We start from the raw sequence: 22,486 nt of genomic DNA on the forward strand, positions 1-22,486 counted from the left end.
CCCGGTGCGCTATAGGCTCCTGCCATGAGCGCATCGACGACGTGGGAATACTTCACCGCACCCCTGCTGATCCACAACACCAAAGCCATCCTCGACAACTTCGGTGCCGACGGCTGGGAGCTGGTCACGGTCATGCCCGGCCCCACCGGCGAGAACCTGGTCGCCTACTTCAAGCGCCCGAAGAGCTGACATGGGTGTGACGGAGAAGCTCGCCGAACTCGGGCTGACCCTTCCGCCCGTCGTGCCGCCGGTGGCGTCGTACGTTCCCGCGGTGCGGTCGGGGGACCACGTCTTCACCTCGGGCCAGCTGCCCATGGTGGACGGCGCGCTGACCGCCACCGGCAAGGTGGGAGCCGAGGTGTCGGCAGAGGACGCGACCGCCGCCGCCCGCGTCTGTGCATTGAACGCACTGGCTGCGATCGACGCACTGGTCGGCATCGACTCGGTCGTCCGCATCGTCAAGGTCGTCGGATTCGTCGCGTCGGCACCGGGATTCACCGGTCAGCCCGGCGTGATCAACGGTGCGTCGAACCTGCTCGGTGAGCTGTTCGGTGACGCCGGCATCCACGCGCGGTCGGCGGTCGGAGTCGCCGAGTTGCCCCTCGGCGCAGCTGTCGAGGTGGAGATGATCGTGGAGGTCGCACCCGCCTGACGGGCAGGAGTCACCGCCCGCTCGCCACGAGGGTCCGGCACTGCTCGATGACGCGCTGCAGAGCGAGTCCACGATGTGCCGAGCACTCGTGGCGGGTGCCGGTCCGGACGGACTCCAGGAACTCGTCGAGCAGTACCGCGTAACACCGGTCGGGCGGCGTGGTTCGGTCCGACAACTCGACCAGCCCGCCCGGTCCGCTCGCGCCGATCCGCAGCACCGACGGGCGCACGGGCGTCCGCATGGACAACGTCACCAGGCTCGTCCGAACTCCGCCGGTGCTCTCGTGCTGCAGAGCCAGCGACCACGTGTCGGACGCGTCGTCGCGCCTCGCCCACGCCACGGACTCGATCGGTCCGAGCACCTCCATCGCGAGATCGAGGACGTGCGGGCCCACGTCCATGAGGGCGCCGCCCTCCTGCCGCCACGTCGAGCCGGCGTACTCGCCGCCGAGCAGGGCGCCGGACAGCCAGGTCGCCGTCACGGTCGCGACCTCCGTGTCGCAGACGGCGTCGAGGAAGGCTCGGGTCTCGGGTGCGAAGCGCCGCGTCAGGGTGACCATCGACGAGACCCCGGCCTCGTCGATCGCTGTCACGAGGGTGGTCGCATCCGCCGCAGAACCGGTGATCGGCTTGTCCAACAACACGTGTCGACCCGCGGCAACCGCCCGGCGGGCGAGATCGAACTGCACATCGGGGGGTACCGCGAACGCGACGGCGTCGACGGAGTCGATCAGCGCGTCGACGTCGTCGACGTACGGCACCTCGGGAGCCGTCTGTGCCGCGGCGTCGGGACGGCGGGCCCAGATGCCGGCGAACTCGACGTCGGGGTGCGCGGTGAGTGCGGGTGCCGCGGCCTGACGAGCCCAGGGTCCGGCACCGATCAGACCGATTCTCATGGTGCGAGCCTAGGTTCTCTCCCGGTCGACATCATGCATGCGTCCGCTGCCTGGCACAGTGGTCGCATGGCGGAGAAGGATCCCACGGCATCGGAGAAGCACCCCGCGTACGGACGGCTGAGGCGCGTGACGTCGACCGCGTCCGTCCTCCTGGCCGAGAACCCCGGGAAGATGACGCTGGACGGCACGAACACGTGGATTCTGCGAGCCCCGGGGCACGAGCAGTGCATCGTGGTCGATCCGGGCCCGCGCTCCCGGTCGCACGTCGACCGCATCGCGGCGCAGGGACGCGTCGCGCTGATCCTGATCACCCATCGCCATCACGATCACACGGGCGGTATCGCCCGGCTGCACCGGCTGACGTCCGCACCGGTGCGCGCGGTCACGTCCACGTATCTCCGAGGTGACGCCGCACCCCTGGTGGACGGCGAGGTGATCGCGGCCGCCGGGGTGGAGCTCACCGTCGCCGCGACACCGGGCCACACGGCCGATTCCGTCAGCCTGGTCCTCGACGACGCGGTGCTGACCGGGGACACGATCCTCGGCGCCGGATCGACCGTCCTGGACGGGAAGGACGGAGATCTCGGGGACTACCTGGCCTCACTCGACCGGCTGGAACAACTCGGCGAGGGACGCGTCGCGCTGCCCGGTCACGGACCGGACCAGCCCGACACCGCGGTGCTCGCCCGCGCCTACCGGGCCCATCGCGAACAGAGACTCGACCAGGTGCGGGCGGCGCTCGACGTCCTCGGACCCGACGCCACCCCTCTGAAGGTGGTGCGTCACGTCTACGCGGACGTCGACAAGAAGCTGTGGCCCGCGGCGCGGATGTCGGTCAAGGCCCAGCTGACGTATCTGCGCGGTTAGCGTGCGCGCCGGGCGAGTCGCTCCGAGTCGGAGATGAGCACGCTCTTGCCCTCGAGGCGGAGCCAGCCGCGGTGCGCGAAGTCGGCGAGCGCCTTGTTCACGGTCTCGCGAGAAGCGCCGACGAGCTGAGCGATCTCCTCCTGCGTGAGGTCGTGGACCACGCGCAGGGAGCCGGCCTCCTGGGTGCCGAAACGCTGTGCGAGCTGCAGCAGTGCTTTGGCGACGCGGCCGGGAACATCGGTGAAGATGAGGTCGGCCAGGCTGTTGTTGGTGCGGCGCAATCGGCGGGCGAGCACACGGAGCAGCTGCTCGGCGATCTCGGGGCGCTGATCGATCCACGCCTTCAGGGCGTCGCGATCCATGCTCACCGCGCGCACCTCGGTGACCGTGGTGGCGGTGGAGGTGCGGGGGCCGGGATCGAAGATCGAGAGCTCACCGAACATGTCGGACGGACCCATGATGGTCAGGAGGTTCTCGCGACCGTCGGGGGAGCGGCGGCCGAGCTTCACCTTGCCGCTGACGATGATGTACAGCCGATCGCCGGGCTCACCCTCGTTGAAGACCACATGGCCACGCGGGAAATCGACCGGTTGCAACTGCTTGGTCAGCGCCGACACCGCAGACGGCTCGACCCCCTGGAAGATGCCGGCTCGTGCCAGTACCTCGTCCACGTGTACTCCCTTGCCCTGAAAGATCGGCAGATCTACGAATGTGCGTCTTCATGTGTCCGGTCGGAGTCTACGTCGCCCGGCGGCCACAGGAGTGATCACAGCCACCCTCGACGCGTCGGCGTCGGACCGGGGGCCGTGTCGGCGGGTGCTCAGCTGGCGCGGCGCGCCCTGTCGTCGAGAAGTGCGACGTCCTCCTCCATGACGTCGCCACCGCGGCGACGTCGGGTGCGGAACCGTGCGAGAGCGTTCGGGAAGCCTTCCGCGGCCAGGGTGGCGACCTCGGCGGAACTGGCGGCGTCCAGGAATTCCTGGACCTCCTGCTCGCGGACTCCTGCGCGGTTCAGCCGCGCCTCGAAGCGCTCCATGGCGAGGGCGAACAGCATCAGCAAGACCGGGAACAGAACCACAGCGAGTGCTTGCATACCGAGGAGTAAACACTGTCGACGTCTCGAAAAGAACACGGCGGGGTCACCGGTGCGGACACGCCCGGAGCGTGCTGTCGGGGGCGTTCCGTAGAGTTACGGCGTGCAGAAATCAGCCGCCGGTCCCTCTCACGTGGGCAAACGAGACGAGTCCGCTCTCGCGCTCACGCGCCGGGCACGCCGGATGAATCGCAACCTCGGCGTGGTCTTTCCGCACGTCTACTGCGAGTTGGACTTCACCACCCCGCTCGAGCTCGCGGTGGCCACCATCCTGTCCGCGCAGTGCACCGACAAGAGGGTCAACGAGACCACGCCGGCACTCTTCGCGAAGTACCGGTCGGCGCGCGACTACGCGGAGGCCGACCGGACGGAGCTCGAGGAGTACATCCGGTCCACCGGCTTCTACCGCAACAAGGCCAACTCCCTCATCGGGCTGGGCCGCGAGCTGCTCGAGCGGTACGACGGGGAGGTTCCCGCCTCGCTGAAGGAGCTGGTGACGCTGCCCGGTATCGGGCGCAAGACGGCCAACGTGGTTCTGGGTAACGCGTTCGACATTCCCGGCATCACCGTCGACACCCACTTCGGCCGACTCGTGCGCCGCTGGGCCTGGACCGAGGAGGAGGATCCCGTCAAGGTCGAGCACGCCATCGGTGCGCTGATCCCGCGCAAGGAGTGGACGATCCTGTCCCATCGCGTGATCTTCCACGGCCGCCGCGTGTGTCATTCGCGGACGCCGGCGTGCGGTGTCTGCCTGCTGGCGAAGGACTGCCCGTCGTACGGGCTGGGACCGACCGACCCCGTCAAGGCCGCGGCGCTGGTGAAGGGGCCGGAGACGGATCACATCCTCGCCCTGGCCGGCATCGAGTCGTGAGCAGGTCGTCCGCGGCGAGGTGGAGCCTGGCCGCGCTCGTGGTGGTCGTCGCTCTCATCGTCGCCATCTGGCCGCGCGGGGACGATCCGACGGGTCCGACGAGCTTCGCCGACTACCGCGACAGCTTCGGCGCGGCGCCCACCGACGACGCGACGGACACGGAGCTGGCCCCCTTGCGCACCGAGGCCGCCCTCGCCGCCTGCCCCGTTCCGACGTCCGGAGCCCCGGCGCCCGCAGGTCCACTGGCCGGTCTGCGCACCACCTGCCTGGCCGACGGAGCACAGGTCGATCTCGGTGCGGCCGTCGCCGGCACACCGACTCTGCTCAACCTGTGGGCCTACTGGTGTGACCCGTGCGCGGAGGAACTGCCGTATCTGCAGCAGTACGCCGAGCGTGCGGGCGGTGCCGTTACCGTGGTGACGGTGCACGAGGATCCCCGCCAGGGCAACGCCCTGACCCGACTGGCCGACTACGGCGTCCGACTACCCGGCATGCAGGATCCGTCCGCTGCCGTCGCCGCTGCCGTCGGAGCTCCGGCCGTGTTGCCCGTGAGCGTGCTGCTCGCCGCCGACGGATCCGTCGCCGCGGTTCTCCCGCAGCCGTTCCGCTCGGTCGACGAGATCGCGGACGCCGTGCGCACCCACCTCGGAGTCTCGGCGTGACGGATCCTGCGGGCACGCCGCCGTGGCTGTCCCGTATGGCAGCAGTGCACAGCGTGCGCGACGACGCGAGCAACCCGGTGATCGCCCGCCACGCACCGGACGGGTCGACGGGCAGACCGGCCTCGGTGCTCGTGCTCTTCGGCGGGCGGCCCGACGCAGCGGAGTTGCCCACCGACGCCACCGTGCTCCTGACCCAACGTGCGTCCTCGCTGCGGCAACATCGCGGTCAGGTCGCCTTTCCGGGCGGCGCAGCCGATCCCGGCGACGACGGACCCGTCGGCACCGCTCTGCGGGAGGCGCAGGAGGAGACCGGGGTGGATCCGGACGGCGTGGAGCTGCTCACGGTGCTCGACTCCATCTTCGTGCCCCCGTCGGGCTTCGAGGTGACACCGGTGATCGCGTACTGGCGCGTCCCGAGCGAGGTGTCCGTCGTGGACACCGCCGAGACGGAGCGTGTCGTGGCCGTGCCACTCACCGATCTTCTCGATCCGGTCAACAGATTCGTGGTGCGCCACCCCCTCGGCTACCAGGGCCCGGCGTTCGCAGTGGGAGGCATGCTCGTGTGGGGTTTCACGGCCGGAGTGCTGTCCGGCGTCCTCGAGACGGCAGGCTGGGGTGCTCCCTGGGACACCGGGGACGTCCGGGACCTCGAGACGTCGCTCGCCGCCGTCGGTGAGGAGCTGCACCCGTGACGGGATCGACCTGGCTCGACATCGGTGTGGCACTGGTGGCGTTGCTCGCCGCGTCGTCGGGGTGGCGGCAGGGCGCGGTCGCGTCGGCCTTCGCATTTTTCGGCGTCGTCCTCGGTGCCGTCGCCGGCATCCTGCTGGCGCCGCGCGTACTCGACCACGTCGAGGAGGGTCGGATGCGCGTGCTCGTCGGCGTCGCCCTCATCGTCGTCATGGTGATCGTCGGCGAGATCGCAGGAATGGTGCTGGGGCGGGCGTTGCGCAGCGGGATCCACAGCCCGGCGGCGCGCTCGGTGGACAGCGTCATCGGCGCCGGTCTGCAGGCGGTGGCCGTGCTCGTCGCGGCCTGGTTGTTGGCCGTGCCGCTCACCGCGGCGTCGCAACCGCAGATCGCCGCGGCCGTGCGGGGATCGTCGATCCTCGGCGCCGTGGACGACGTGGCGCCCGAGTGGGTCCGCGAGATCCCCAACGAGTTCTCGGCCCTGCTCGACACGTCGGGTCTCCCCGACGTCATCGGTCCCTTCGGTCGCACTCCCGTGGCCGAGGTCGGTCCACCGGATCCCAGCGTCCTGGCGTCGCCGATCGCGGCGGACCTCCAGGACAGCGTGCTGCGGATCCGCGGTATCGCCGAGAGCTGCCAGAAGGCGCTCGAGGGCTCCGGTTTCGTCATCGGGCCGGGCCGGGTCATCACCAACGCACACGTGGTCGCCGGCACCTCGTCGGTGGCCGTCGACACCGCGGACGGCCCGCTCGACGCGGAGGTCGTCCTGTTCGATCCCGCCGTCGACATCGCGGTGCTGAACGTGCCGGAGCTGACCGCCGACGTCCTGCCGTTCGCGACGGGGCGCGCGGAATCGGGAACCGACGCGGTGGTGCTCGGGTATCCCGGCGGTGGTCCGTACACGGCGTCGTCCGCGCGGGTGCGCGAGACGCTGAACCTCTCCGGGCCGAACATCTACCGCACGGGGACGGTGGATCGCGAGGTCTACACCGTGCGCGGATCGATCCGTCAGGGCAATTCCGGCGGACCGCTGGTGGCCACCGACGGCACGGTTCTCGGCGTCGTCTTCGGCGCCGCCGTGGACAACTCCGATACTGGATTCGTGCTGACCGCAGCAGAAGTCGCCGACAAGGTGGCAACCGGGCTGCAGAACGGGCAACCTGCCGGTACGGGATCCTGCGTCGGGTGACGATGCATCGGCTGTCACGCCGAGGAGCGCCCATACCGCGTACCGTGATCACGAAGGTGACGAGGAGACGACGTACTCCGCGTCCCCGGCTCGACGGGGGGAGCATCGATGGGGGTTCGTCGACGTCGTGACGTGGTGATCACGTCGTGGGTGATACGGGGAGCGCGCGACGCGTGGCCGAGTGGTCCGAGAGTTGCCGGGGGAGCATCCATCGTTCGGCGCGCGGATGCGGGATGTGACGGGTGACGGTGACGACGGGAGACGAGGCGAGGATGGGCCGCCGCGGCGGTCGGCAGCTGACGGCGGCCGGCAACTACTTCGACACGCGGTCGAAGGCGGTCATGGCCAGTGCCTCGGGGGCTCTTCCCCTCCTCGTCATCGCGATTCTCCAACCCACGTTCCTGCGGCCGGGCACGCTGCCGCTGCTGGCCTTCATCGTGGCGTTCACCGTGGTCACCGTGGGCATCACCCTGCGTGCCGGCCGTCTGTCCGATCGGCAGTTCACGGTGCTGGGGTCGGGAGGCATGGTCGGTGTCGCCATCTCCGCCTATCTGATCGCCGACCCGTCGGGGTCCCGTGCGGTCACGGCGATGCTGGCCGTCGTGCCCGCCATCGCGGCGTCCGGATCGCCGCCCAAGGTCACCATCTCGCTCACCGGCGCCGCGGTGGTCATGGCCACGGCACTGAGCATCAACGGCTCCGAGGGCGCGGTGCGGTTCGTCGCGGCCGGCGCCGCGATCACCACCGTGGTGGTACCCGCGGTGCTGATCGCCACCATGCGCAGCTCGCTCGAATCGGTGACCGCCCGCCTCGAGACCCTGGCCAACACCGATCCGCTCACCGGCCTGCTCAACCGCCGCGGCATGCTGCCCCGGGTGAGCGTCATGCTCGCGGAGGCGTCGGAGAACTCCGATGCCATCGTCGTCTCGCTGGTCGACGTCGACCATTTCAAGTCCGTCAACGACACTCGCGGTCACGCGGCCGGTGACGTCGTGCTCACCACGGTGGCCGAGGCCATCGCCGCCTGCGTCCCCGAGGACGCGGTGGTCGCCCGGCTGGGCGGGGAGGAGTTCCTGGTGCTCGGCCTCAGCAAGTCCGTCTCGGGGCTCGAGGAGAAGGTGCTCGAGAGCGTCCGCTCCGCATGTGACGTCACCGTCAGTATCGGAGTGGCGCAAGCGAACGTGGTGTTCGACGACCGTGGCGGCAACGACGTCGAGGCCACTCTGGACCGACTGACCTACGCGGCCGACCGCGCGCTGTACGCGGCCAAGACCGCGGGTCGCGATCGAGTGGCGTTCGCGATGGAGGACGTCGTCCGGTGGTCACCGACCCTGACGCCGGTGCAGCGTCGCGACAAGACGGAACCCCTTCGGTGACGGCAGAGGAGTGCGCATGAGCGAGCATCACGTCCTGGATCCGACCGACCTCGGAGATCACGAGGTCCTCGACCGACTGATGTCCGAGATCGGGGACGACGCGCTCCTGGACACCACCGCCGAGCAATTACAGTCCCTCGACGCGCTGCTGCCCACACCGTCGTCGGAGCTGCTCGACGAGCCGACCCGGTGGGTGCACTACCCCTGGCGTCGCTCGCTCGTGCGGGTGCTCGGTCCGCGCGGGTTCCGGTTGCTGCGTCTGGACCGGAACCGCAACAAGATCACCGTGGCGGAACAGGATGCGGCGCGGCGCCTGCGCGTCGGCGTCGTGGGTCTGAGCGTCGGCCACGCGGTGGCGCACACTCTCGCGCTCGAAGGGCTGTGCGGCGAGCTCCGGTTGGCCGACTTCGACGATCTGGACCTGTCGAACCTCAATCGCGTCCCCGCGTCGGTGTTCGACCTGGGCGTCAACAAGGCGGTGCTGGCGGCTCGCCGCATCGCTGAACTGGATCCGTACCTCGAGGTGACGACGTTCCCGACGGGGATCGACGAGGCGACCACGGACGCCTTCCTCGCCGACCTCGACATCGTCGTCGAGGAGTGCGACTCGATCGACGCGAAGGTGTTGGTCCGGCAGGAGTGCCGACGCCGCGGGATTCCCGTGATCATGGAGACCAGCGACGGGGGCGTTCTCGACATCGAGCGCTACGACCTCGAACCCGACCGACCGTACTTCCACGGGTTGCTCGGCGACGTCGACGCCGCGGCGGTCGCCGGGATGACGCCGCGGGAGAAAGCTCCGTTGGCGGGGCGCATCCTCGAGATGGATCGCATCACGCCGCGCATGGCGGCGTCGTTGCCGGACATCGGTACGACGTTGTCGACGTGGCCTCAGCTGGGGAGTGACGTGGCCCTGGGCGGCGCCTCGGTGGCGGCCGTGGTGCGGCTGTTCGGCCGCGGGACACCGCCTCCGTCGGGACGCGTCCGTGTCGGTCTCGAGGGGCTCATCGAGAGCACCCTGACCGACCCCTACAGGGGCTGACCGCTCGCTCGGAGATGGCGTAGCAGAACGTCGGTGACCTCGTCCGGGCGTTCCTGGTGCACGTAGTGGCCCGATCCCGTCACGCGATGCTCCACGAGCTGCGGCGCCCAGCGGGAGTCGCGGCGCGCCGTCTCCGGCAGGACGTACGGGTCGACGGATCCCAGGATCTGCAGTGCCGGCAGATCGACGGTCCGGTCGATCGCGGCGCGGAAGCGGCGACCGTCGGAACGGAACTGGCTGCGGAACGCCCAGCGCTGATACTCCAGCGTGCTGTGCGCGACACCGGGGATCCGGATGGCCGACCGCATTCTCGACACGACGTCGCCGAACTCCGCGGACGACTGCCACTGCGCGGACGACCGGGCACGGACGAGTCGCTCCACCTCGGCACCGTCGTCGGCGACGAGTGTCTTCTCGGGTGCGAGCGGAACCTGGTAGCGCAGGAACGACGGCAGCAGCGCCGCCCGCTGCGCCGCGTCCCGGATCGCGGCCCGCCGCAACGAGATCGGATGGGGTGAGGCGAGCAGCGAGATCGAACGAACCGCGCGCGGATGCAGCGCCGCGGTCGCCCAGCACACGAGCCCGCCGTCGGCGTGCCCGACCAGATCCGCCTCGGAGTGTCCGAGCGCCCGGACGAGGCCGGAGATGTCACCGGCGAGGGTCCAGCCGTCGTAGCCGCGTGGCGGCTTGTCACTGTCGCCGTAGCCCCGTAGATCCACGGCCACGGCGTGGTACCCGGCGGCGCCGAGAGCGGTCAGCTGATGACGCCACGACCACCAGAGATCGGCGAAGCCGTGGACGAGAACGACCAGCGGCGCCGGTCGGGTCGGATCCGGGAGTCCCGCCGAGGCGGACGACGCGGTGTCCGCCTCGGCGATGTGGAACCGGATGCCGTTGGCGCGGATGTCGCGGTGCTGCCACGGGCCTGCATATCGGACGGTCGACGGGTCGGGAGCGGCCACTGTCGTCGGTACGCGGGCGCGGTGTCAGCGCGAGAGCGGGGCGCGTACGTCGAGCGCGTCCAGCTGCTTCTTCGGCGAGGAGCCGTCGCCCTGGCCCGGCAGCACAGAGGAGGCCGCCTTGAGCGAGTCGATGGTCTTCTCGGGCTTGCGCAGCTTCTTCACCCGGAGGTAGCCGAGGAACGCGAGCAGCGCCGTGATGACCACCATGATCAGGAAGACGATGAGGAACGCGAGCCACCGCGTGACCCACACGTTGAGCAGCTCGGCGAGGAAGAAGAAGAAGAAGAACGAGCTGAAGATGAGGACCGCGAGCGCGAGGATGAAGAGGACGCTGCCCTGCAGGCCCTTCTTGATCTCGCCGGTGACCTCGGCCTTGGCCAGTTCGACCTCGGCGCGGACCAGCGTGGAGACCTGCGTCGTCGCGTCCTTGACGAGGGTGCCGATACTGGCCGTGGCGGGGTTGCTGCGACTGTCGACGTCCGTCAGCGGGATCGAGGAGATACTGGCCGGAGCGGTCGTCCGACCGCTCGTGTCGGTGCCTCGGCTGCTGCTCACGTGCAAGTCCCTTCGAAGATGTTCGTCGCGCTCGACAGTGATCGTCCGGCGATACCGGCCAACCCTATGTCCTTACCCGTTCGGGGCTCACACTATCGCCGCCGGGCGGGGTCGGTCCCGCCGGACGTCGATCCCCGCATGGTGAGCGCTCACGAACCGAGTGGCCGGTATCGGCCCTCACGTCACGATGCGTCGGGTAACTTCCTGCTGACGAACCCGCCTCCCAACAGGAGAAACCCGTGACAAGCACTTCCGCGGACCGCGTTCCGAACCCCGACGGTTCGAACATTGCCGGTCCGGACACCGATCTCGATGCAGTGGACGGCGTACCTCGCAGTCGCATCGTGGTCGCCTCGATGGTCGGAACCTCCATCGAGTTCTTCGACTTCTACATCTATGCCACCGCCGCCGTCCTCGTCTTCCCCCGGCTGTTCTTCCCGGCGGGCAACGACACGACGGCCCTGCTCGCGTCGTTCGCGACGTTCGGCCTCGCGTTCGTCGCTCGGCCCATCGGTTCGGTGCTCTTCGGACACTTCGGTGACCGCATCGGCCGCAAGGCGACCCTGGTCGGGTCCCTGCTCACCATGGGCGTCGCGACCTTCCTCATCGGCTTGCTGCCGACGTACGACAGTGTGGGCATCATCGCCCCGATGTTGTTGGCGCTCATGCGTTTCACGCAGGGTGTCGGCCTGGGCGGCGAGTGGTCGGGCGCCGCTCTGCTCGCCACCGAGACCGCCAAGGAGGGCAAGCGGGCCTGGGCCGCGATGTGGCCGCAGCTCGGTGCGCCCATCGGCTTCCTGATGGCCAACGGCATCTTCCTGATCCTGACGTTGTCGCTGGACTACGACTCCAAGACCTCCGGTGCCGATCACGCGTTCCTCACCTGGGGGTGGCGAGTGCCGTTCCTGCTCAGCGCCATCATGGTGATCATCGGCCTCTACGTGCGTCTCAAGCTCGAGGAGACACCGGTGTTCAAGCGCGCCGTGGCCAACGGCCAGCGCGTCAAGACGCCGGTGGCAGAGGTCTTCAAGACCAGCTGGCGTCCGCTGATCCTGGGCACGTTCGTCATGCTCGCGACGTACACGCTGTTCTACGTCATGACGACGTGGGTGGTCAGCTACGGCACCGGCAAGGTGGTCGATCACAGCGGTGTCGCCGTGACCATCGCCTACACGGACTTCCTGGGCCTGCAGCTCATCTCGGTGTTGTTCTTCGCCGCGTTCGTCCCGGTCTCCGGCTGGCTCGCTGATCGGTTCGGCCGCCGCATCACGCTGATCGTCATCACCACCGCGATCATCCTGTTCGGCCTGTCGTTCAAGTGGTTCGCCGCTCCCGAGTCCGCGACCGAGAGCCGCATGCTGCTGTTCATGTGCGTCGGCCTGGCGCTGATGGGTCTGACCTTCGGACCGATGAGTGCTGTTCTGCCGGAGCTGTTCCCGACCAACGTGCGCTACACCGGATCGGGTATCTCCTACAACACGGCCAGCATCCTGGGAGCGGCCGTGGCGCCGTTCATCGCGACCTGGCTGGTGAACTCCTACGGCGTCGCGTGGGTGGGCGTGTACCTGGCCGTCGCCGCGGCACTGACGCTGTTCGCGCTCGTCGTCATGAAGGAGACGCGCGGACGCGATCTCGACACCGTGTCCTGACGGACTGCCGACAGCAGAGAGGGGCTCGTGCACTCGGTGCACGAGCCCCTCTCTCTGCGTGACGCGTGGTTACTTCTGCCCGGCCTTGGCGATCGCGTCGAAGACGGCGGGATCGACGAGGGTCGAGGTGTCGCCCAGATCCCGGCCCTCGGCGACGTCACGGAGCAGGCGGCGCATGATCTTTCCGCTGCGCGTCTTGGGGAGTTCCGGGACCACCGTGATCTGGCGCGGCTTCGCGATCGGGGAGATCTCCTTCGACACCTGAGCCTTGAGCTCGGCGATCAGCGCGTCGCCGGTGTTCTCGATGCCCTCGCGCAGGATGACGAAGGCGACGATGCCCTGGCCGGTGGTCTCGTCCGCCGCACCCACGACGGCCGCCTCGGCGACGCCGGGGTGGCTCACCAGAGCCGATTCCACCTCGGAGGTGGAGATGCGGTGACCGGAGACGTTCATGACGTCGTCGACGCGCCCGAGGACCCAGAGGTCGCCGTCGTCGTCGAAGCGCGCACCGTCACCGGCGAAGTACCAGCCCTCGGTGGCGTAGCGCGACCAGTAGGTGTCTTTGTAGCGCTCCATGTCGCCCCAGATGCCGCGCAGCATCGACGGCCACGGCTCGTCGAGTACGAGGTACCCGTTGCCGCCGGGCCCGAGCATCTTCGCGTCGTCGTCCACGATGGCGGCCGAGATGCCGGGGAGCGGTGTCTGCGCCGATCCCGGCTTGGTGGCGGTGACACCGGGCAGTGGGGAGACCATGATCGCGCCGGTCTCGGTCTGCCACCAGGTGTCGACGATCGGAGCGCTGCCGGCGCCGACGACGTCGCGGAACCAGCGCCACGCCTCGGGGTTGATGGGTTCGCCGACGCTGCCGAGCAGACGGATCGAGGAGAGATCGTGGGCGTCGGGGATCTGTCGTCCCCACTTCATGAACGTCCGCACGAGCGTGGGCGCCGTGTAATAGATGGTGACGCCGTACTTCTCGACGATGTTCCAGTGCCGGTGCTCGTCGGGGGAGTTGGGCGTGCCCTCGTAGACCACCTGCGTGGCGCCGTTGGCCAGCGGGCCGTAGACGATGTAGCTGTGCCCGGTGACCCAGCCGATGTCGGCGGTGCACCAGTAGACGTCCTTGCCCCGCTTGTGGTCGAAGACGTAGTGGTGCGTGTACGCGGTCTGCGTCAGGTAGCCGCCGGAGGTGTGGATGATGCCCTTCGGCTTACCGGTGGTTCCCGAGGTGTAGAGGATGAAGAGCGGGTGCTCGGAGTCGAACGCCTGCGCCTCGTGCTCGGGTGAGGCGGACCCGACGGTGTCGTGCCACCAGAGGTCGCGGCCCTCGGTCCACTGCACGTCGATGTCGGTGCGCTTGACCACCAGGACGTGCTCGATCGACGCGGCGCTGTCCACGGCTTCGTCGACGGAATCCTTGAGGGGTGCGGCCTTGCCGCGGCGCCACTGGCCGTCGGTGGTGACGACGAGCTTGGCCTCGGCGTCGTCGATGCGCGAGCGCAGTGCCGACGACGAGAAGCCGGCGAAGACGACGCTGTGGGTCAGTCCGAGGCGGGCGCACGCGAGCATCGAGACGATGGCCTCGGGGACCATGGGCATGTAGATGGCGACGCGATCACCCGAGACGAGCCCGAGGTCGGTGAAGGCGTTGGCGGCGCGGCTGACCTCGGCGAGGAGGTCGGAGTAGGTGATCTCGCGGCTGTCGCCGGGCTCGCCCTCCCAGTGGATCGCCACCTGGTCGCCGCGGCCCTCGACCACGTGCCGGTCGACGCAGTTGTAGGCGACGTTGAGTTCGCCGCCGACGAACCACTTCGCGACGGGGGCGTCCGACCAGTCGAGCACCTGCTCGAACGGCGTGTGCCAGTGCAACCGGTTCGCCTGCTCGGCCCAGAACGCGAGGCGATCGTTCTTCGCCGCCTGGTAGAGCTCGGATCCGGCGTTGGCCTGCGCGACGAAATCGCCACTCGGGGGATAGGACACCGGGTGCTCCGATTCCGTGTCCCTGGTCGTGCCGTCGTCGGTCACGGTCTCGGTCATCGTGGTACCTGGCCCCTCTCGGAAAAGCTGGTGTCTGGGTTGGGTGTGTCGCGACTGTGAGGGTAGTCACCTGTGATCGGCGCCGCACCGTTGCGTCGGGCTGCAACCCGGGACGTGCGGCGAGAGGTGCGTTCCGCGCGACGGGCGGTGGGCAGCAGCGATGGATGGTCGGAAGGCACGGAAATCGCCTCTCATCAGGCTGTCTGACCGGTGAGGTCCAGTCCTGTCAGGTTACGTCCGTATTTCGGGGCGGACTCGGGTCGTTCCGATTTCGGGGGAGTGCACGACACACCTTTGTGAGTGTGTCTAAAGTCAAGCAAATATCCGGGTCACGCCGGTCATCGCCCGTGGCCCACCCGACACCCGCGGACCACCCGCGGACGGTGCGTGCAGTCGACCCTGTTCGTGCCGGATTCGATGGAGGACATGTTGAGAGTCAAGAAGACGATCGCGGTGGTCTCGGTGGCCATCGCCGCCGTGGGCATGCTCGCGGCGTGTGGTGGCGGGGGTGGGTCCTCGAGCGCCGAGGGCACCTACAGCCTGTACATCGGCCAGCCCGAGAACCCGCTCGTTCCCGGCAACACCACCGAGAGCGAAGGCAACCAGGTCCTCAAGGCCCTGTTCAGCCCGCTGGTCACCTACAACGACGAGACCAGCGAGGTGGAGTACGACGGCGTCGCCGAGTCGGTCGAGTCGGACGACCAGAAGAACTGGACGATCACGCTCAAGCCGGACTGGACGTTCCACGACGGCACGCCCGTCAACGCGAAGTCCTACGTCGACGCGTGGAACTACACCGCGCTGAGCACCAACGCCTTCGGTGCCTCGTACTTCTTCGAGAACGTCGTCGGCTACGACGACCTGCAGGCGGCGGACGGTGCGGAGCCCTCCGCGACCGCGATGTCCGGCCTGGAAGCGGTCGACGACAGCACCATTCGCGTGGAGCTGAAGGAGCCGTTCGCGATCTACCCGGTGACGCTGGGCTACAGCGCGTTCTCGCCGCTGCCCGAGGCGTTCTTCACCGATCCCGACGCCTTCGGTCGTCGTCCCATCGGCAACGGCCCGTTCAAGGCCGACGAGGACTTCGTCGAGGGCCAGGGCATCACCCTGACCAAGTACGACGATTACAAGGGCCCGGACGCAGCACAGGCGCAGGGCGTGCAGTTCAAGGTCTACACCGAGTTGAGCACCGGCTACACGGACGTTCAGGCCGGTGGTCTCGACATCATGCTGGACCTGCCGTCGGACGCCTGGGCCACCGCCCGCGATCAGTTCGGTGACCGGTACGGCGAACGAGCTCGCCCGGACATCACGTCGCTGGGATTCCCGACGTACGATCCGCGTTTCTCGGATCCCCGTGTGCGCGAGGCGTTCTCGATGGCAATCGATCGTAAGGCCATCACCGAGGCCATCTTCACCAACACCCGCACGCCGGCCAACTCCTTCGGTTCGCCCGTCGTCGACGGTTACCGGGACGACGCCTGCGGCGCCAAGTGCGAGCTGAACGTCGATCAGGCCAATGCGCTGCTCGATCAGGCCGGCTTCGACCGGTCACAGCCCGTCGACCTGTGGTTCAACGCCGGTGCGGCACACGACACCTGGATGACCGCCATCGGCAACCAGCTGCGCACCAACCTCGGGGTCGACTACGTGCTCCGCGGTGACCTGCAGTTCGCTCAGTACCTTCCGCTGCAGGACTCGAAGGGCATGACCGGCCCGTTCCGTTCGGGCTGGATCATGGACTACCCGTCGCTGTACAACTTCCTGTCGCCGCTGTACAGCATCCCGGCCACGCCGCCCGCCGGCTCGAACTACGTGTTCTACAACAACCCGGACTTCGACGCAGCCCTCTCCGCGGGCAACAATGCGGCGAGCACGGACGAGGCGACGACGGAGTACCAGCGGGCCGAGGACATCCTGATCCGCGACCTGCCGGCCACTCCGCTCTTCTACGGTCTGAACCAGGCCGTGTGGAGCGAGCGGGTCGACAACGTCAAGATCGACCTGTTCGGTGACATCGAGGTCGCGGACGTCACGGTCAGCTGACCTCACTCTCGACTCGGTGGGGCGCCGTGCAGACGCAGGGCGCCCCACCGACGCGTGAACCGTGAGACCCCGAAGAGGAGAACCCAGTGGGTCGCTTCATCACGCGCCGATTGCTGTTGACCATCCCGGTCCTGATCGGCGCCTCGTTCCTGATCTTCGCGATGGTGTACGCCCTCCCGGGCGATCCCATCCGCGCGCTCGCGGGTGATCGCCCGCTCGCCCCGGCCGTCGTCGCGCAGTTGCGTGCGCAGTACAACCTCGACGATCCGTTCCTGGTGCAGTACGCCAAATATGTCGGCGGGTTGCTGCAGGGCGACTTCGGTACCGACTTCTCCGGACGCCCGGTGCTGGACACCATCTCCCAGCGCCTTCCGGTGACGGTGCGGTTGACCGTCGTGGCCATCGTCTTCGAGGCGGTCATCGGTATCGCGGCCGGCGTGCTGTCGGGCCTGCGCCGCAACTCGTTCTTCGACAACCTCGTCCTGGTGTCGTCGACGCTGCTCGTCTCGATTCCCGTGTTCGTCTTCGGCTTCGTCGCGCAGTACCTGCTCGGTTACAAGCTGGACCTGTTCCCCATCGCCGGTATCAACGACGGGTGGTACAGCTACCTGCTGCCCGGCCTGGTCCTGGCGTCACTGTCCATGGCGTACGTCGCGCGACTCACGCGGTCCGCGGTGTCGGAGTCCATGGCGGCCGACTACATCCGTACCGCGCGTGCCAAGGGCGTGGGGTACCGACGCATCGTCCTGCGTCACGCGCTGCGCAACAGCATGATTCCCGTCGTGACGTTCATCGGCGCGGACATCGGTTCCTTGCTGGGCGGCGCCATCGTCACCGAGTCGGTGTTCAATCTGCCGGGCCTCGGACGCGCGATCTTCGACGCCGTGCAGAGGCAGGAAGGCGCGGTGGTCGTCGGCATCGTCACACTGATGGTCTTCTTCTACATCTTCTTCAATCTCGTCGTGGACGTGCTCTACGCGCTCCTCGACCCCCGAATTCGATACGAGTAGGCGCTATGACCAACGATGCACAGCATGCCGCCGCCGAGGGCGAGCCGGGCAACGTCGTGACCGGCGAGGCACAGGAACTGGTCGGCCAGGCCAGTCTCTGGGGCAACGCGTGGAAGAAGCTACGCCGCAGTGTCTTCTTCTGGTTCGGTGCCGTCATCACCGGGGTCCTCGTCCTGATGGCCGTCGTGCCTCAGCTGTTCGCGCGCGGCATCGATCCGCGTGCCTGCACCTTGTCGGACACGCGGTTGTCGCCGAGCTCCGAGCACTGGTTCGGAACGGACCTGCAGGGATGCGACTACTACGCCAACGTCATCTACGGCGCCCGCATCTCGCTGACCATCGGACTGCTCGCCGTCATCGGGGTGCTCGTCATCGGCGTCCTGATCGGTGCACTCGCCGGGTACTTCGGCGGCGTGCTCGACAGCCTTCTCGCCCGCTTCACCGACATCTTCTTCGGCATCCCGCTCCTGCTCGGCGCGCTGGTCCTGCTGACCGTCACGAGCGAGCGGACCGTCACCACGGTGGCGCTCGCCCTCATCGCCTTCGGGTGGATGACGGCCATGCGACTGGTCCGCTCGTCGGTCATCTCGATCAAGCAGAGCGAGTACGTGCAGGCTGCACAGGCACTGGGCGCGAGCACGTTCCGCATCCTGGTCCGCCACATCCTGCCCAACGCCCTCGCACCCGTGCTCGTGTACGCCACCATCGCCGTCGGCACGTTCATCGCGGCCGAGGCCACGCTGTCCTACCTGGGTATCGGGCTGCAGTTGCCGGCGATCTCGTGGGGCCTGCAGATCAACCTCGGCCAGAACTACATCTCCACCTCGCCGCACCTGGTGCTCTTCCCCGCCGGGTTCCTGTCGGTGACCGTGCTGGCCTTCATCCTCATGGGCGATGCGCTGCGAGATGCGCTCGACCCGAAACGGAGCTGACGGACATGAGTGACGACAAGACCGGCCCCATTCTCGGAGTCTCGGATCTGACGATCGATTTCGAAGTCGACAAGACGTGGCGTACGGCCGTACGGAATGTCTCGTTCGACCTCGCTCGCGGCGAGATCCTCGCCATCGTCGGCGAGTCCGGCTCGGGCAAGTCGACCACCGCCATGGCGGTGCCCGGCCTGCTGGCCGACAACGCCCGCGTGAGCGGCAGCATCACGCTCAACGGCCGTGAACTGACCGGTCTCAAGGAACGCGAGCTGAACTCGGTGCGCGGCAAGGATATCGCCGTGATCTTCCAGGAGCCGATGACGGCTCTCAACCCCGTCTACACCATCGGGTGGCAGATCACCGAGGCCATCCGCGCGCACAGCGAGCTCAGCAAGGCGCAGGCCAAGGACCGTGTCATCGAGTTGCTGCGGCTCGTCGAGATGCCCGAACCCGAGAAGCGCGTCAAGTACTACCCGCACCAGCTCTCCGGCGGTCAACGTCAGCGCGCCATGATCGCCCAGGCATTGGCATCCGAGCCCTCCGTGCTCATCGCGGACGAGCCGACCACGGCACTCGACGTGACCGTGCAGGCCGAGATCCTGCAGCTCATGCGCGACCTCCGCGGTCGGGTGAACGCGGCGATCCTTCTCATTACCCACGACATGGGCGTGGTCGCCGACATGGCCGACCGCATCCTCGTCATGCGCGGTGGCGACATCGTCGAACAGGGCACCTCCGGCGACATCTTCCATCGCCCCGATCACGCCTACACCCGCGAACTCCTGGCCTCGGTGCCCCACCTCGGTTCCCGGACCGGGCAGGCGGGCACCGACGACACCCCCGACGTGCGGTACGCGCTCGAACTCGTCGACGCCGTCATCGAGTACCCGGGTGCGCGTCGCTCCGGTGGCTTCCGCGCGGTCGACGGTGTCAGCCTCACCATCGAGCCGGGTGAGGTGGTCGGTCTGGTCGGTGAGTCCGGATCGGGCAAGTCGACCATCGGCAAGGCTGCCGTCGGCCTGCTCAAGCTGCACTCGGGGTCGTTGTCCATCGCCGGAACCGACATCACGTCGATGTCGACCCGCGACCTGCGTCCGGTGCGCAGCAAGGTCGGCATCGTGTTCCAGGATCCGGGTTCGTCGCTGAACCCGCGGTGGCCCATCGGCCAGTCGATCGGCGAGCCGATGCTGCTGCACACCGAGATGGACCGTGGTCAGCGCAACACCAAGATCGAGGAGTTGCTCGATCAGGTGCACCTGTCTCGGGACATGCGCAACCGCTACCCGCATCAGCTCTCGGGTGGTCAGCGCCAGCGTGTCGGCATCGCCCGTGCGCTGGCTCTCGAACCCACCCTCCTCGTCGCCGATGAGCCGACGTCCGCGCTCGACGTGTCCGTGCAGGCCAAGGTGCTCGAGCTCTTCCAGGAGTTGCAGCGTGAGTACGGCTTCGCGTGCCTGTTCATCAGCCACGACCTCGCCGTGGTGGAGGTGCTGGCCCGCCGCATCGCCGTCATGAGTGCGGGCAAGCTGGTGGAGTTCGATCGGACCGACACCATCCTGCGTTCGCCGGCCGACCCGTACACGAAGCGGCTGCTCGCCGCGGTGCCCGTTCCGGACCCGGAGCAGCAGGCCGTCCGGCGCCGCGAGCGTGCCGAGTTGATGGCTGCCGAGCGGAACGCCGGATCCACCGCGACGTAGGACCACCGATAGCCTGACCGGATGACCAGCTCAGCCACAGATCCCCTCGGCCCGATCCTGGAGCTCGAGGGGGTGCGCGACGCCGCCGAGCGGGCGCGGAACGCGCTGGGCGAGGTGCACCGGCACAAGGCCAACCGGCGCGGATGGAAGGCGACGGCGGCCGAGGCGGCGGTCCGGGCCGCGCGGGCCTCCGCCGCCATGGAGGGGTCCTCGACGGCGATGCCCGAGGAGGGCGAGGCCGCCCCGCCCCTGCTCGCCGGCGCGCTCCGGGTGGCCCAGGCTCTCGACGGTGACTCCCTGCCGATCATGGTGGGCGTCTGGCAGCGGGCGCCGCTGCAGGCACTGGCACGGCTGCACCTCCTGGCCGCCGCGGACCTGGCGACGACACAGGACGATCTCGGACGACCCCGTGCGGACGCAGCCGACCGCCTGGCGTTCCTGGCGGATCTCGTGACCGGCGCCACGAAGGCGCCCGCCCCGGTGCTGGCCGCCGTGGTGCACGGAGAACTGTTGGCGCTGAAGCCGTTCGGCACGGCCGACGGCATCGTGGCCCGCGCGGCCTCGCGGCTCGTGGCCGTGTCCACGGGCTTCGACCCCCACAATCTCGGTGTCCCGGAGATCAGTTGGGCGAAGCGGCTCGCCGCGTACCGCACCGGGGCCGACGGTTTCGCCCGCGGCACCGAGCAGGGAGTGGGGAGCTGGGTGCTGTTGTGCTGCGGCACTTTCGAGGCCGGAGCAGCTGAGGCGACCACCATCGCCGACAACTCCGTCTGACACATGAAACGGGCGACGCTGCCGAGTTCTCACCTCGACGACGTCGCCCGTCAGCACGAACGTCGGTTACCAGGCGTGCAGAGTGGGTTGCGGCGGAGCGGACTCCGCGAGGCCTCGGCGAGAAATCGTGCGCCCGGGACTCGTGTCCGCAACCAGTGCGAAGTTCTCATCCCTGATGCGCGACTTTCGCAGGCCCACAACGCTTGTGCCATCATAGCGGCGCGCTACGCGTGGGTACTGATCGGTCGTGCTGGGGAAAGCCCGGCTGGGAGAGCGATCCTTCTCTTCCGGCCCGCTCTTGGCCTTCCGTCTTCCCGTACGACCATTTGTACTCTGTGACTCGCGCCACAGCAAGGGTTTCGCGAACCCGATCGATTCAGCGTCGTCGACGCAGCAGCGTGTACGTCGCGGCGCCCGCGGCCAGGGCTCCGAACGAGACGGCGGCCATGCCGGCCACCGTGCCGGACGACGGGGCCTGGAACCGGGCGCGCAGCGAGACCGGGTCGGAGAAGGTGAGGATGGGCCATCCCCTGGCCGACGCCTCGCGGCGCAGGCCGCGGTCCGGGTTCACCGCGGTGGGATGTCCGACCGCGTCGAGCATCGGCAGATCGGTGATCGAGTCCGAGTAGGCGTAGGACTGCGACAGGTCGTACCCCTCGCGTTCGGCCAACTCCTCCATGGCGATGACCTTGCCGGGCCCGTAGCAGTAGAACGAGAGCTCACCCGTGTACTTGCCGTCCTCGACGGCCATCCGGGTGCCCATGTCGTGGTCCACCCCCAGAGCTTCCGCGATGGGCGCCACGACCTCCTCGCCGGAAGCTGAGACGATGACGACGTCGTGGCCGCGCAGCTTGTGGTCGGCGATGAGGTCGGCCGCCTCGGCGAAGACCAGCGGATCGACGATGTCGTGCAGCGTCTCGGCGACGATCGCACGCACCTGCTCGACGTCCCAGCCGGTGCACATGTTGGCGATGTGGATGCGCATCCGCTCCATCTGGTCGTGATCCGCTCCCGACACCAGGAAGAGGAACTGTGCGTAGCTGCTCTTGAGCACGCTCCGGCGGTTGATGAGACCCCCGTCGAAGAAGGGCTTGCTGAAGGCCAGCGTCGAGGACTTGGCGATGATCGTCTTGTCCAGATCGAAGAACGCGGCGACGCGGCCGGGGGCGTCCGGGCGGAGGGGTGTGCTCACCCCGTCAGCCTAAGGGTGCCCGGACGCGGATCACGGGTCGCGGTGTCTCCACCTGCTTCGACGGCGCGACGGACCGACGGTCGTCCGTGTCGGTGCGACTGGTCGGCGGTGTAAGATTTCGGCTACCCGGTCTCGAACCGGGCGTGTTCAGCCCGACCCCCCGGGGCTGAACTCCGACGACCCCCGCCTCCTCCCCCCCTGGCGGGGGTCGTCCCCTAACTTCCGGTGCGATAGCACCTTCTCGGCGCTCGTGCAGGCGCCGTCCCCGGGTGCCGAGTTGTCCACAGGTTCGGCTCGC

22 protein-coding genes are annotated in these 22,486 nt (G+C 68.5%); 15 read left to right on the top strand and 7 right to left on the bottom strand.

Going from position 1 to position 22,486, the window contains the following annotated elements:
- Window positions 1-24 precede the first annotated feature (24 nt).
- The gene (locus JOE30_RS05180) at window positions 25-189 is read left to right on the top strand and encodes a hypothetical protein (protein WP_197027831.1); all 165 of its coding nucleotides are present in this window, start codon (window positions 25-27) and stop codon (window positions 187-189) included.
- Window position 190: 1 nt separating this feature from the next.
- On the top strand, window positions 191-652 hold the full coding sequence (locus JOE30_RS05185) for a RidA family protein (RefSeq protein ID WP_027506685.1): 462 nt from the start codon (window positions 191-193) through the stop codon (window positions 650-652).
- Window positions 653-662: 10 nt separating this feature from the next.
- Here JOE30_RS05185 and JOE30_RS05190 read toward each other — a convergent pair whose 3' ends face one another.
- The gene (locus JOE30_RS05190) at window positions 663-1,547 is read right to left on the bottom strand and encodes a Gfo/Idh/MocA family protein (RefSeq protein ID WP_204869656.1); all 885 of its coding nucleotides are present in this window, start codon (window positions 1,545-1,547) and stop codon (window positions 663-665) included.
- Between the two features lie 66 nt (window positions 1,548-1,613).
- Here JOE30_RS05190 and JOE30_RS05195 point away from each other — a divergent pair, with 66 nt between their 5' ends.
- Window positions 1,614-2,414, top strand: a complete 801-nt coding sequence (locus JOE30_RS05195) for an MBL fold metallo-hydrolase (RefSeq protein WP_204869657.1) — start codon at window positions 1,614-1,616, stop codon at window positions 2,412-2,414.
- Here JOE30_RS05195 and JOE30_RS05200 read toward each other — a convergent pair.
- Window positions 2,411-3,085: a Crp/Fnr family transcriptional regulator gene (locus JOE30_RS05200; protein WP_027506688.1), complete on the bottom strand. Its 675-nt coding sequence runs from the start codon at window positions 3,083-3,085 to the stop codon at window positions 2,411-2,413. The two genes, JOE30_RS05195 and JOE30_RS05200, sit on opposite strands and share 4 nt — an antisense overlap.
- 149 nt (window positions 3,086-3,234) lie before the next feature.
- The gene (locus JOE30_RS05205) at window positions 3,235-3,507 is read right to left on the bottom strand and encodes a hypothetical protein (RefSeq protein WP_027506689.1); all 273 of its coding nucleotides are present in this window, start codon (window positions 3,505-3,507) and stop codon (window positions 3,235-3,237) included.
- 184 nt (window positions 3,508-3,691) lie between these two features.
- On the opposite strand from JOE30_RS05205, the gene nth reads away from it, so the two are divergent.
- The 6 genes from nth to JOE30_RS05235 all read left to right on the top strand — a co-directional run bounded on the left by nth (window position 3,692) and on the right by JOE30_RS05235 (window position 9,337).
- The gene (gene nth, locus JOE30_RS05210) at window positions 3,692-4,378 is read left to right on the top strand and encodes an endonuclease III (RefSeq protein ID WP_204870792.1); all 687 of its coding nucleotides are present in this window, start codon (window positions 3,692-3,694) and stop codon (window positions 4,376-4,378) included.
- Window positions 4,375-5,040 (top strand): TlpA disulfide reductase family protein, encoded by a 666-nt coding sequence (locus JOE30_RS05215; protein WP_204869658.1) that lies wholly within the window; start codon window positions 4,375-4,377, stop codon window positions 5,038-5,040. Before nth ends, JOE30_RS05215 begins: the two co-directional genes overlap by 4 nt.
- 35 nt (window positions 5,041-5,075) lie before the next feature.
- Window positions 5,076-5,732 (top strand): CoA pyrophosphatase, encoded by a 657-nt coding sequence (locus tag JOE30_RS05220; protein WP_204870793.1) that lies wholly within the window; start codon window positions 5,076-5,078, stop codon window positions 5,730-5,732.
- Window positions 5,729-6,919 (top strand): MarP family serine protease, encoded by a 1,191-nt coding sequence (locus JOE30_RS05225; protein ID WP_204869659.1) that lies wholly within the window; start codon window positions 5,729-5,731, stop codon window positions 6,917-6,919. Before JOE30_RS05220 ends, JOE30_RS05225 begins: the two co-directional genes overlap by 4 nt.
- A 242-nt stretch (window positions 6,920-7,161) precedes the next feature.
- Window positions 7,162-8,295, top strand: a complete 1,134-nt coding sequence (locus JOE30_RS21635) for a GGDEF domain-containing protein (protein ID WP_204869660.1) — start codon at window positions 7,162-7,164, stop codon at window positions 8,293-8,295.
- Window positions 8,296-8,311: 16 nt separating this feature from the next.
- Window positions 8,312-9,337, top strand: coding sequence for an Rv1355c family protein (locus tag JOE30_RS05235; protein ID WP_204869661.1), 1,026 nt, complete (start codon window positions 8,312-8,314; stop codon window positions 9,335-9,337).
- Here JOE30_RS05235 and JOE30_RS05240 read toward each other — a convergent pair.
- Both JOE30_RS05240 and JOE30_RS05245 read right to left on the bottom strand, forming a co-directional pair.
- Window positions 9,325-10,299 (bottom strand): alpha/beta fold hydrolase, encoded by a 975-nt coding sequence (locus tag JOE30_RS05240; RefSeq protein ID WP_204869662.1) that lies wholly within the window; start codon window positions 10,297-10,299, stop codon window positions 9,325-9,327. The two genes, JOE30_RS05235 and JOE30_RS05240, sit on opposite strands and share 13 nt — an antisense overlap.
- Before the next feature lie 24 nt (window positions 10,300-10,323).
- Complete coding sequence (locus JOE30_RS05245) at window positions 10,324-10,854, bottom strand: phage holin family protein (RefSeq protein WP_204869663.1); 531 nt, start codon at window positions 10,852-10,854, stop codon at window positions 10,324-10,326.
- A gap of 287 nt (window positions 10,855-11,141) precedes the next feature.
- On the opposite strand from JOE30_RS05245, the gene JOE30_RS05250 reads away from it, so the two are divergent.
- The gene (locus tag JOE30_RS05250; RefSeq protein WP_307806286.1) at window positions 11,142-12,503 is read left to right on the top strand and encodes an MFS transporter; all 1,362 of its coding nucleotides are present in this window, start codon (window positions 11,142-11,144) and stop codon (window positions 12,501-12,503) included.
- A 69-nt stretch (window positions 12,504-12,572) separates the two neighbouring features.
- Here JOE30_RS05250 and acs read toward each other — a convergent pair whose 3' ends face one another.
- Window positions 12,573-14,540 (bottom strand): acetate--CoA ligase, encoded by a 1,968-nt coding sequence (acs, locus tag JOE30_RS05255; protein ID WP_204869664.1) that lies wholly within the window; start codon window positions 14,538-14,540, stop codon window positions 12,573-12,575.
- A gap of 429 nt (window positions 14,541-14,969) precedes the next feature.
- Between acs and JOE30_RS05260 the strand changes: the two genes are divergently transcribed.
- The 5 genes from JOE30_RS05260 (at window position 14,970) to JOE30_RS05280 (ending at window position 20,996) form a co-directional block, all read left to right on the top strand.
- Window positions 14,970-16,586 (top strand): ABC transporter substrate-binding protein, encoded by a 1,617-nt coding sequence (locus JOE30_RS05260; RefSeq protein ID WP_204870796.1) that lies wholly within the window; start codon window positions 14,970-14,972, stop codon window positions 16,584-16,586.
- 86 nt (window positions 16,587-16,672) lie between these two features.
- A complete protein-coding gene (locus JOE30_RS05265) occupies window positions 16,673-17,596 on the top strand; it encodes an ABC transporter permease (RefSeq protein ID WP_204869665.1) in 924 nt (307 codons plus the stop codon).
- A gap of 5 nt (window positions 17,597-17,601) precedes the next feature.
- The gene (locus tag JOE30_RS05270; RefSeq protein WP_204869666.1) at window positions 17,602-18,528 is read left to right on the top strand and encodes an ABC transporter permease; all 927 of its coding nucleotides are present in this window, start codon (window positions 17,602-17,604) and stop codon (window positions 18,526-18,528) included.
- Window positions 18,529-18,533: 5 nt separating this feature from the next.
- Window positions 18,534-20,222 (top strand): ABC transporter ATP-binding protein, encoded by a 1,689-nt coding sequence (locus tag JOE30_RS05275; protein WP_239532490.1) that lies wholly within the window; start codon window positions 18,534-18,536, stop codon window positions 20,220-20,222.
- A 21-nt stretch (window positions 20,223-20,243) separates the two neighbouring features.
- On the top strand, window positions 20,244-20,996 hold the full coding sequence (locus JOE30_RS05280) for an oxidoreductase (RefSeq protein WP_204869667.1): 753 nt from the start codon (window positions 20,244-20,246) through the stop codon (window positions 20,994-20,996).
- Window positions 20,997-21,372: 376 nt separating this feature from the next.
- Here the strand turns inward: JOE30_RS05280 and JOE30_RS05285 are convergent, their stop codons facing one another.
- Window positions 21,373-22,188: an HAD-IB family hydrolase gene (locus JOE30_RS05285; RefSeq protein ID WP_204869668.1), complete on the bottom strand. Its 816-nt coding sequence runs from the start codon at window positions 22,186-22,188 to the stop codon at window positions 21,373-21,375.
- Between the last annotated feature and the right edge of the window lie 298 nt (window positions 22,189-22,486).

The sequence above is a fragment of the Rhodococcus sp. PvP016 genome (genome assembly GCF_017832185.1).
Classification (GTDB): domain Bacteria; phylum Actinomycetota; class Actinomycetes; order Mycobacteriales; family Mycobacteriaceae; genus Rhodococcoides.